Raw genomic sequence first — 9,867 nt, forward strand, 5'->3', positions numbered from 1 at the left:
TGGACCCCCGCTGCGGTACTCACGTACCGTTGCAGGGGAACCATTGTTTTTTTAGAGAGAAGGAAATGCTGTGGCTTCCACTGACGTGCGACCGAAGATCACGCTGGCGTGCGAAGAGTGCAAGCACCGCAACTACATCACCAAGAAGAACCGGCGCAACGACCCGGACCGTCTTGAGATGAAGAAGTTCTGCCCGAACTGCGGTACGCACCGGACTCACAAAGAGACCCGCTGACGTAAGCGGTTCTACCCAGCTTTTCCAGAAGCCGTCCCGGTAACCCCGGGGCGGCTTCTTGCTGTACCCGGGGTGAGGGAGGGCACTTAGGCGAGAAGGTGCCTGGGGACGAGCGTCCTCGTCCGGACTTGGGGAGCCACCCCACTCAGCCGGAGTGTCGAGCGGCGTCTTGGGCGCCCGGTAGCCTGCTCGGGTGGCCTTGGATCAGTCGTTCATCGGGCGGAGTTACCCGCCGACCAGTACCTACGAGGTAAGCCGGGAGAAGATCAGGGAGTTCGCCGACGCGATCGGTGACACCAACCCCGTCTACCGCGACCAGGAAGCGGCCCGTGCGGCCGGGCATCCGGACGTGATCGCGCCGCCGACGTTCATCACCGTGGTCAACATCCCCGCGGTCAACAAGGTCGTCGCCGATCCCGCACTGGGGCTCGACTACTCACGGATGGTCCACGGCCTCCAGTCCTTCACCTACGTCCGGCCGGTCCGCGCGGGCGACGTGCTGGCGCTCACGGTCACCATCGACGACATCATGGACCGGGCGGGCAACGACTTCCTGACCGTCCGCGCCGAGGTGAACGCCGCCGACGGCGAGCTGATCTGCACCACCAGCGCGCAGCTCGTGGTCCGAAGGGGAGACGAAGCGTGAGCAACTTCGAGGTCGGTACCGAATTGCCGCCGATCCAGGTTCATGTCACCCGCGACATGCTCGTCCGGTACGCGGGCGCTTCGCTGGACTTCAACCCGATCCACTGGAACGAGCATTTCGCCAAGGAGGTCGGCCTGCCCGACGTCATCGGCCACGGCATGCTCACCATGGCTCTGGGCGGCCGCGTGGTCACCGACTGGCTCGACGACCCGGGCCAGCTGATCGACTACAGCGTGCGCTTCACCCGGCCGGTCGTGGTGCCGTACGGCGACGAAGGCGCGCTCGTCGAGTTCACCGCCAAGGTCGGCCAGGTCCGCGAAGACGGCACCGCCCGCATCGACATCGTCGCGAAGTTCGACGGCAAAGCCGTGCTCGGCAAGGCCCAGTCGGTCGTCCGCGTCAGCTGACCAGCTTTTCGACGGCGTCGGCCATCGCCTGTTCACCCTTCGCGTTGGGGTGCAGCGCGATGGCCTTCGACGTCGGCACGATCCCTTCGACCCAGCGGGTGTCGGACGCCGTGCAGACGTCATGGCCCTTGGTTGGCGCCGCGGTGTCGGCGAACCCGGCTTTGTGGGCCTTCGCTTGCTCGGCAAGGACGTCGTTGAGCTTGCCGAGGGTCTCGCGCAGGTAGATGACGTCTCCGGCACCCACGGGCAGGGACGGCCAGCAGCCGTTGCCGTCCGGCAGGACCGTCGGATAGCCCACGACGACGATCCGGGCTTTCGGCGCCTTCGCGTGGATCTTGTCCAGTAGTTCGGCGACCCGCGTCGACGTCGTGGCGATGCGCTCGGCCAGCTGGTCGTTTCCGCCGGCGGTGAGCTTGTCCCGGCACGGCGAGCTGCTCGGGCGGGCCGTCGCACAGTCCTTCGCCAGCCCGATGAAGCCCACGTCGTTGCCGCCGATGCCCACGGTGACCAGCGTGGTGTCGGCGTTGACCGCGTTGAGCTGCGGCGGATTGGTGCCGTTGTGGGTCTGCTGCTGCCCGCTCATGCTGGCCGTCACCGCGCCGCTGCAGCTGACGTCGACGAACTCGGCGGGCTTGATCGTCGCGGAGACCAGGCTCGGATAGTTGTTGTTGGACCGGTCGCAGCCGGCCGGCGTGCCCGACTGTTCGCCGGTGTTCGGCGCGGACGTGTACGAATCGCCGAGCGCGACGTAGCGACCCGATCCGCCGCCGGTTCCCGGGCCCTCTTCCGGTGGTGCCGCGGACGAGCCGCTTTGCGAGCGGTAGTAGCCGAACCCGAGCAAACAGGCGGCCACCACGATCACGAGCATGCAGCCGCCGCCGCTCTTTTTCGCCACCCGTCCGTTTCTACGCGATTCCGCCGGTGATTACCGGAGCGAACCGGGTGAGTCACTGTGCGTGAGATTCCACAGGTCGTCGGCGAGGTTCAAGGCGTGCTCGACGTCGTCCGCGAGGTAGTGCAGGTCGACGAAGGCCTCGGTGATGCCGACGTCCAGCGCGCCCGCCAACTGCGCGGCCACGGTCTCCAGCGTTGTGCCGGCGCGGGGGTTGAGCCGCATCACCCGGCGGAGTTCGTCGGGATTCCGGCCGGCCCGCTCGGCCGTGGCGCGGATGATGTCCCACTGGTGGCGCAGCATTTCCGCCGGAATTCCGCCGGGTAGCCAGCCGTCCGCGCGGCGCCCGACCCGGTCGATCGCGGCCGCCGAATGCCCACCGAGCAGCACCGGCGGGCGCGGTCGTTGAGCCGGGCGCAGGCCGACGTGGGACCGCGGGATCCGCCACAGCTTGCCGTCGTGCTCGACCGGGGACGACGTCCAGAAGGCGTCGAGGACGTCGAGCAGTTCTTCGAGCCTGTCGCCGCGCGCGGCCCACGGCACGCCCGCAGCGGTGTATTCGTCCCGCATCCAGCCGATGCCGAGCCCGGCGTCCAACCTGCCGCCGCTGACGAGGTCCAGCGTCGTCAACGTCCGTGCGAGCAGCACCGGCGAATAGAGCGTGCCGATCAGCGTGCTGGTGCCCAGCCGGGCCGAGGTGGTCGCCGTCGCCGCGACGGTCAGCACGACCAGCGGGTCGGCGAACGTGGTGAACTCCGGCGGGTACGGCTGTTCGGGCGTGCCGCCGGGATACAGGTCCGACGGCGCGACGGGCGTCAGCACGCGGTCGCCCGTCCACAGCGACTCGTAGCCGAGCGCTTCGGCGGCCGTCGCGAACCTGGCGATCCCGGTCGGATCCGCCTGCGGTCCGTACTGGGGGAGCGCCAAGCCGAGTCGCATGTGGCTACTTCGCCTCCGCGAGAAGCTTTCCGACCCGCGTGACGCCCTCGACCACGTGGTCCGGCATCGGGAAGTCGGGCTGGCTAGCACCGAAGCCGATGACCGGACGGCCCTCGGCCTTGAGTGCCTTCGCCTTCGCGTCGACGGCCAGGGTCGCGGACGGCGTGATGCTCGCAATCCGGTGCGAGACGCGGGAGCGGGGTGCGAGGGTGACCATGCCCGCCATGTTTCCACGGTTCGTGTCAAGTCTTCCGAGGGGATACGGGACCTTGGTAGGTGATCTTGGGACCGCATACGCAACGCGGTTGCAACGTGGTGGTCGCCTTGCCGTAGACTCCCGAACTTGGAACGGACGACGGCGATCCCCGCCTGGTTGCGGGGAGGCTGGAAGACGTCCTTGGAGCGGTCTGATCTAGGCTGTTCTGAGGAACCAATAGGGGTGTAGCTCAACTGGCAGAGCAGCGGTCTCCAAAACCGCAGGTTGCAAGTTCAAGTCTTGTCACCCCTGCGTTAAGCAACTGGCCTGTGATTTCCACTTGGCAATAGCGGAGGAGTGGTCGTGAGCGACAACGACGCCAGCGACGCCGGCGGCGAGAAGGACCCGGAGAAGGAGCCCAAGAGCCCTTCACGCCCGGTCACCGCCGCTGCCCGGCGTGAGCGCCGTGCCTCCGCGTCCGGTGACGCGAAGGCGGACGCCGACAAGACACGGCCCGCGGGCAAGGCCAAGGACGCGAAGGACCGCCCGACCCCCAAGCGGGATCGCAAGGAAAAGAAGGCGTCCGTCTTCAGCCGTCTCGTGCGATTCATCCGCGAGGTGTGGGCCGAGCTCCGCAAGGTGATCTGGCCGACCCAGAAGCAGATGATCACCTACACCACCGTTGTGCTGGTGTTCGTGGTCTTCATGGTGGCCTTGGTGAGCGGGCTCGATCTCGCTTTCGGCAAGGTCATCGAAGTCGTATTCGGCGCGTGAGGTAGCTCGCGGCGCCGGAGGAGGCCCCGCGGGCGAACCCGCCACGAACACGGCAAGCGATCAATTGAGAGGACGGAATGACCTCCGAGAACGGCACAGCAGCCGGTCAAGAGCTGACTGAGCTTTCTGACGAGCAGGTGCACGAGGCAGCCGGCGACGAGCAGTCCGAGCACACTGAGCCCGTCGAGGTGGCGCCCGAAGCCACCGACGAGGTCGACGACACCGCCTCCGTCGAGGCAGACGAAGCACCCGAGGCCGAAGCCGAAGAAGCGGACCCGGTCGCCAAGCTGCGCGCCGAGCTGAACGCGGCACCCGGCGAGTGGTACGTCGTGCACTCGTACGCCGGTTACGAGAACAAGGTCAAGACGAACCTCGAGACCCGTACCACCACCCTGGACGTCGAGGACTTCATCTTCCAGATCGAGGTGCCGACCGAAGAGGTCACCGAGATCAAGAACGGGCAGCGTAAGCTGGTACAGCGGAAGGTTCTCCCGGGCTACATCCTGGTCCGGATGGAACTGAACGACGCTTCCTGGAGCGCGGTCCGCAACACCCCCGGCGTCACCGGTTTCGTTGGCGCCACTTCGCGCCCGTCGCCGCTGACGGTCGAGGACGTGTTGAAGTTCCTCGCGCCCAAGGTCGAGGCGGCTCCGGCCAAGTCCGGCAAGGGCGAGTCCGGCACCACGCAGTCTCCGCTCGGCGGACCGGCGATCGAGGTCGACTTCGAGGTCGGCGAGTCGGTCACCGTCATGGACGGGCCGTTCGCCACCCTGCCCGCGACGATCAGCGAGGTCAACGCGGACGGGCAGAAGCTGAAGGTCCTGGTGTCGATCTTCGGCCGGGAGACCCCGGTCGAGCTGTCGTTCAACCAGGTCTCCAAGATCTGACGGTCGTTAAACGACGGCTGGCAGTCCCCGCGTACTGGCAGGTGTGCGGGGGACTCGAATGGTTAGTTAGAAGGACACAAAGAAATGCCACCCAAGAAAAAGAAGCTTGCGGCGATCATCAAGCTGCAGATCAAGGCCGGCGCGGCCAACCCCGCGCCGCCGGTCGGCCCCGCGCTGGGTCAGCACGGCGTCAACATCATGGAGTTCTGCAAGCAGTACAACGCGGCGACTGAGTCCCAGCGCGGCGATGTCGTGCCGGTCGAGATCTCCGTGTACGAAGACCGCACGTTCGACTTCAAGCTCAAGACCCCGCCGGCAGCGCGTCTGCTGCTGAAGGCCGCGGGTGTCGAAAAGGGCTCTGGCGAGCCCCACAAGACCAAGGTCGCCAAGGTCACTTGGGCCCAGGTCAAGGACATCGCCGAGACCAAGAAGAGCGACCTCAACGCCCACGACATCGACCAGGCCGCGAAGATCATCGCCGGTACTGCTCGGTCCATGGGCATCACGGTCGTCGACTGATCTGCTTTTGCTTTTCGCTCCACCGCAGTACGTGGGAGGGCCGCGCTGGCCCGTCACCACAACTGATCCGATTTCTTTCTAGTTGTAAGGACAGAGCATGACCAAGCGCAGCAAGGCCTATCGTGAGGCCGCCGAGCTGATCGACCGCGAGCGGCTGTACGCCCCGCTCGACGCGGCGAAGCTCGCCAAAGAGACGAACAAGGTCAAGATGGACGCCACCGTCGAGGTCTCGATGCGCCTCGGTGTCGACCCTCGTAAGGCCGACCAGATGGTCCGCGGCACCGTGAACCTGCCGCACGGTACCGGTAAGACCGCCCGCGTCATCGTTTTCGCCACCGGCGACAAGGCTGCTGAAGCTGAAGCCGCCGGCGCCGACGTGGTGGGCAGCGACGACTTGATCGAGCGCATCCAGGGTGGCTGGCTCGACTTCGACGCCGCGATCGCGACGCCGGACCAGATGGCGAAGGTCGGGCGTATCGCCCGGATCCTCGGCCCGCGTGGCCTGATGCCGAACCCGAAGACCGGCACCGTCACCCCGCTGGTCGCCAAGGCCGTTGCCGACATCAAGGGCGGAAAGATCAACTTCCGCGTCGACAAGCAGGCCAACCTGCACATGGTGATCGGCAAGGCGTCGTTCGACACCGAGAAGCTGGTGGAGAACTACGCCGCCGCCCTCGACGAGGTCCTGCGCGCCAAGCCGTCTTCGGCCAAGGGACGCTACCTCAAGAAGGTCACCTTCTCCTCCACGATGGGCCCGGGCATCCAGGTCGACCCGCAGCGGACGCGGAACCTGCTCTCGGCTGACGAGAACTGATAGCCAAGCGTTGAGACAGGGCGGCCCCGTACACGTGGGGCCGCCCTTCTTGATTTGATCGGCGCATGCCGACCTTTGCTTCGTTCGACGGACTCCAGCTCAACTACACCCGCTGGGAAGGCACCAGCGACGCGTTGCCGGTCGTCCTCCAGCACGGTTTCGCGGCGGACACGAACGCGAACTGGATCGGCCCCGGTGTCGTCGCGGCGCTTCGGGCCGCCGGGCTCACCGTGATCTCGCTGGACGCCCGCGGCCACGGCCGCTCCGAGAAGCCGCACGACGAAGCGCGCTACCAGGACGACACGATGGCGCGAGACGTCTCCGCGCTCCTGGACGAACTCAGCCTGGACGAGGTTTCGCTTGTCGGCTACTCAATGGGCTCGATCATCGCGCTGTCCGTCGCTTCGACCGACAAGCGCGTCCGGCGGCTGGCCATCGGCGGCGTCGGCTCCGGCGTCGTCGACCTGGGCGGCATCGACACCCGCGCCGTCACCCCCGAGGACATCAGCGCGGCCCTGCTGACCGAGAACCCCGCAGACGCCCCACCCGCCGGCGCCCCCTTCCGCCTACTCGCCGACACCCTAGGCGGCGACCGCGTCGCCCTGGCCGCCGTCGCCCGCTCCGTCCGCAACACTCAGGTGGACCTGGCCGCCATCGCCGTCCCCACCCTGGTCCTGGCCGGAGACGCCGACCACCTCACGCGCCTTTCACGGGCTAATCGTCCCCACCCCACCGAGTTGCCTTTCGCGGGCTAATCGCGCTCGTTAGCTCGCGCAAGTAACCGGGCGCTGACAACTGAGCCCGAGGGAGCGGCGTGGCCGTGGTTATGGGGAGCGAGCGCGATTAGCCCGCTAAACGCAGGTCAGGGCGTCGGGGTGATGCTGGGGGCCGGGCAGGGGTCGGGTTCGTTGGAGTGGCCGGTGATCAGCCATTGGCCGCCTTCGACCTTGCTGACCTGGAAGGCGCCCAGTGCCGGGCCACCCCTGATGCCGAAGCGGCACGAGCTGATGACGAACACGTCGCCCGGGATCGGCTCGGAGATGCTGGACGGCATCGACTCGGCGTAAGCGTTCTTCGCGGTGACCTTGGCATGCAGGCCGAGGATGGCCTCCCGGCAGTCGGCGAACCCGAGGTCGTCGGCGAACTTCTGCTGGACCCTCTCCTCGAACCGGCCGCAGCCGTCCTGTACCTGGCCATTGGCGACGTTCTGATAGACCATCCGGACGGCCTCGAACGGCTGCTTCGAGAACACGTGATTCGTGTGGTACTTGCCGCCGCCGGTCTCCGCGGCGGGCCGGTCGTCGTTCGCGGTGCTGGGGAACAGGCGGTTGTACCCCCAGTTCAGCGCGAGTCCGAGGATGACCAGAAAGATGATCCAGCCGAGGATCTTGCCGGCGAGCCGCTTCAGCCAGCGAGGCGCCTTGATCTTGGGCGGCTGGGTGGTGACGAGGTCGTGCGAACCGCCGGTCGTGGGCGGTTGCCAGTTCTGCTGCGGGATAGGCGGGCCGGGGGGCGGCTCCACCGGAGTCAGGCCGCCACCGCCCTGACGCTGTGCTTCCGAGAACTTCAGATAGTCCTGGAACTGCTGAAACTGCTGGAACTGGCGCAGCTGTTCTTCGTCCATCGGCTGCGCCGGAGGCTGGGCAGGCGAGTTCCGCTGCACGTCCGTGCCGGGCTCGTCTTGGCCGTCGTGCCGGTCGTTTCCGCGCTGTTCTGCCACGGCAACCATGATGCCCGCTCCCGCCCGATCTGTGGCCGTGGACCTGCCGAAGCGCGACGATTAGCCCGCTAAACGCAGGTGGGAGGGGGTGGGCGCGGGAGCGGAAAGGGGTCACGTATGCTGGTCAATGGTTCTACCGAAGACCGCTGGTTTTCTTCCTTCCACCTGGAGGGGAGAACGAAGGCCCTGTATGGGGCGGCCCGCGTAGGAGGAACGAGGCTCGCCCGCACGGTTCGTCCGTGCACTCTGACGCCCCGCGCCCACCTGCGCTGGGGCGTTTCGTCGTTTCAGGGCTCTTGGCCAGTGGTCCCTAGCCAAGAGAGGAGGCGACCCATGGCGAAGCCCGACAAGGTGGCGGCCGTCGCCGAGATCGCGGAGAGCTTCCGCACCAGCTCGGCAACAGTCATCACCAAGTACGACGGCCTCTCTGTGGCCCAGCTGACCAAGCTGCGCCGTGCTCTCGGCACCAGTGCCAAATACCGGGTTGCGAAGAACACCCTCGTTCAGCTTGCTGCGAAGGACGCCGGCGTCGAGGGTCTTGACGACCTCTTCATCGGCCCCACCGCAATCGCTTTCGTTGAAGGCGAGGCGGTTGACGCCGCGAAGGCTCTTCGTGACTTCGCAAAGGAAAACAACGCGCTTGTGATCAAGGGCGGCTATATGGATGGCCGCCCCCTCAGTGTTGACGAGATCACCCGGATCGCCGATCTCGACAGCCGTGAGGTCCTGCTGGCCAAGGCCGCAGGTGCGTTCAAGGCGAAGACCTCCCAGGCCGCAGCGCTCTTCCAGGCGCCGCTGTCCCAGGTCGCTCGCTTGGCCGCCGCGCTCATCGAAAAGCGCGAGGCCGAATCCGGCGAAACGGCCGAATCCGGCGATGTTGTCGCCGAGGCTGCCGAAGCACCAGCCGAGAGCTGAACCAACCCCACCCCGAACGTCGCGTTCGCATTAGAGAGGAACAGCCACCATGGCTAAGCTCAGCACCAACGAACTGCTCGACGCTTTCAAGGAGCTCACGCTGCTTGAGCTGTCCGAGTTCGTGAAGCAGTTCGAAGAGACCTTCGACGTCACCGCGGCCGCCCCGGTCGCCGTCGCCGCTGCCGGCCCCGCCGGCGCCGGCCCCGCCGCCGCCGAGGAGCAGGACGAGTTCGACGTCGTCCTCGAGTCCGCCGGTGACAAGAAGATCCAGGTCATCAAGGTCGTCCGTGAGGTCGTCTCCGGTCTGGGTCTGAAGGAGGCCAAGGACCTCGTCGAGAGCGCCCCCAAGGCCATCCTCGAGAAGATCGACAAGGACGCCGCCAACGCGGCCAAGGAGAAGCTCGAGGCCGCTGGCGCGAAGGTTTCCGTCAAGTAGTTCTCTCTGCTTCACCGCTTTACCTCAAAAGGGGCGGCACCCACTGGGTGTCGCCCCTTTCGTATGCCCAGGTGAAACCGGAAAGACGGGCATTTAGGGGAGAAAGTGCCCCTCGCAACCCGGGTTTGTCCCCCGATCGGCCTAAGACCTAGGGCATGCGGCCTAGCGCCGGGTGCACTACCGTGCACGCAGCGGTCACCGACCGGGTTACGCCCGAATCACGGTGCCCGCGACCGCGACGGCTAAGCAAACTGGTGAGTAACCTGTTCGCTCTCAGCTCGTTGCACCAGGTTGACGCGTGGCGCACGACGACGCTTGTACAGCTCCGGGAGGTGCGATGGGTGCCGAGGTGGTCATCGAAGGTCTGACGAAGTCCTTCGGTAAGCAGACCATCTGGAGGGATGTGTCGCTGACACTCCCACCGGGGGAAGTCTCCGTCATGCTCGGCCCGTCGGGTACCGGCAAGTCGGTGTTCCTGAAGTCGATG

14 protein-coding genes, 1 tRNA gene and 1 pseudogene are annotated in these 9,867 nt (G+C 66.5%); 12 read left to right on the forward strand and 4 right to left on the reverse strand.

Annotated features, from left to right (window positions below; all coding sequences use genetic code 11):
• The first annotated feature begins 70 nt into the window (after positions 1 to 70).
• From rpmG to VGP60_RS37795, 3 genes are all read left to right on the forward strand, one after another.
• Positions 71 to 235, forward strand: coding sequence for a 50S ribosomal protein L33 (gene rpmG, locus VGP60_RS37785; protein WP_091293539.1), 165 nt, complete (start codon positions 71 to 73; stop codon positions 233 to 235).
• 193 nt (positions 236 to 428) lie between these two features.
• Complete coding sequence (locus VGP60_RS37790; protein ID WP_327553015.1) at positions 429 to 881, forward strand: MaoC family dehydratase N-terminal domain-containing protein; 453 nt, start codon at positions 429 to 431, stop codon at positions 879 to 881.
• Positions 878 to 1,288, forward strand: a complete 411-nt coding sequence (locus tag VGP60_RS37795; protein WP_327553016.1) for a MaoC family dehydratase — start codon at positions 878 to 880, stop codon at positions 1,286 to 1,288. Before VGP60_RS37790 ends, VGP60_RS37795 begins: the two co-directional genes overlap by 4 nt.
• Here VGP60_RS37795 and VGP60_RS37800 read toward each other — a convergent pair.
• From VGP60_RS37800 to VGP60_RS37810, 3 genes and pseudogenes are all read right to left on the reverse strand, one after another.
• Entirely contained in the window at positions 1,281 to 2,183 is a 903-nt protein-coding gene (locus VGP60_RS37800; RefSeq protein WP_327553017.1) for an SGNH/GDSL hydrolase family protein, read from the reverse strand. The genes VGP60_RS37795 and VGP60_RS37800 overlap by 8 nt on opposite strands.
• A 30-nt stretch (positions 2,184 to 2,213) precedes the next feature.
• The gene (locus tag VGP60_RS37805) at positions 2,214 to 3,119 is read right to left on the reverse strand and encodes a TIGR03619 family F420-dependent LLM class oxidoreductase (protein ID WP_327553018.1); all 906 of its coding nucleotides are present in this window, start codon (positions 3,117 to 3,119) and stop codon (positions 2,214 to 2,216) included.
• 46 nt (positions 3,120 to 3,165) lie between these two features.
• Positions 3,166 to 3,345: pseudogene (locus VGP60_RS37810) on the reverse strand (aspartate aminotransferase); the annotation flags it as partial.
• Between the two features lie 209 nt (positions 3,346 to 3,554).
• Between VGP60_RS37810 and VGP60_RS37815 the strand changes: the two are divergent.
• The 6 genes from VGP60_RS37815 (at position 3,555) to VGP60_RS37840 (ending at position 7,064) form a co-directional block, all read left to right on the forward strand.
• Positions 3,555 to 3,627, forward strand: a tRNA-Trp gene (locus tag VGP60_RS37815).
• 45 nt (positions 3,628 to 3,672) lie between these two features.
• Positions 3,673 to 4,089, forward strand: a complete 417-nt coding sequence (secE, locus tag VGP60_RS37820; protein ID WP_327553019.1) for a preprotein translocase subunit SecE — start codon at positions 3,673 to 3,675, stop codon at positions 4,087 to 4,089.
• A gap of 77 nt (positions 4,090 to 4,166) precedes the next feature.
• Complete coding sequence (nusG, locus tag VGP60_RS37825; protein WP_327553020.1) at positions 4,167 to 4,976, forward strand: transcription termination/antitermination protein NusG; 810 nt, start codon at positions 4,167 to 4,169, stop codon at positions 4,974 to 4,976.
• An 84-nt stretch (positions 4,977 to 5,060) separates the two neighbouring features.
• Positions 5,061 to 5,495 (forward strand): 50S ribosomal protein L11, encoded by a 435-nt coding sequence (gene rplK, locus VGP60_RS37830; protein ID WP_327553021.1) that lies wholly within the window; start codon positions 5,061 to 5,063, stop codon positions 5,493 to 5,495.
• 97 nt (positions 5,496 to 5,592) lie between these two features.
• Positions 5,593 to 6,309 carry a 50S ribosomal protein L1 gene (gene rplA, locus VGP60_RS37835; protein WP_327553022.1) on the forward strand — a complete coding sequence of 239 codons (717 nt, stop codon included), beginning with the start codon at positions 5,593 to 5,595 and terminating at the stop codon, positions 6,307 to 6,309.
• Positions 6,310 to 6,374: 65 nt separating this feature from the next.
• Positions 6,375 to 7,064: an alpha/beta fold hydrolase gene (locus tag VGP60_RS37840; protein ID WP_327553023.1), complete on the forward strand. Its 690-nt coding sequence runs from the start codon at positions 6,375 to 6,377 to the stop codon at positions 7,062 to 7,064.
• Positions 7,065 to 7,171: 107 nt separating this feature from the next.
• Here VGP60_RS37840 and VGP60_RS37845 read toward each other — a convergent pair whose 3' ends face one another.
• A complete protein-coding gene (locus VGP60_RS37845; protein WP_327553024.1) occupies positions 7,172 to 8,038 on the reverse strand; it encodes a hypothetical protein in 867 nt (288 codons plus the stop codon).
• Positions 8,039 to 8,362: 324 nt separating this feature from the next.
• Here VGP60_RS37845 and rplJ point away from each other — a divergent pair, with 324 nt between their 5' ends.
• From rplJ to VGP60_RS37860, 3 genes are all read left to right on the forward strand, one after another.
• Entirely contained in the window at positions 8,363 to 8,944 is a 582-nt protein-coding gene (gene rplJ / locus VGP60_RS37850) for a 50S ribosomal protein L10 (protein WP_327553025.1), read from the forward strand.
• A gap of 49 nt (positions 8,945 to 8,993) precedes the next feature.
• A complete protein-coding gene (gene rplL, locus VGP60_RS37855; RefSeq protein ID WP_327553026.1) occupies positions 8,994 to 9,380 on the forward strand; it encodes a 50S ribosomal protein L7/L12 in 387 nt (128 codons plus the stop codon).
• A 337-nt stretch (positions 9,381 to 9,717) separates the two neighbouring features.
• Positions 9,718 to 9,867, forward strand: a 150-nt coding sequence (locus VGP60_RS37860) for an ATP-binding cassette domain-containing protein (protein ID WP_327553028.1), incomplete at its 3' end; no start/stop codon positions are given.

Origin of the sequence: Amycolatopsis sp. (genome assembly GCF_036008905.1) — a bacterium.
In the GTDB taxonomy this organism is placed as follows: Bacteria; Actinomycetota; Actinomycetes; order Mycobacteriales; family Pseudonocardiaceae; genus Amycolatopsis.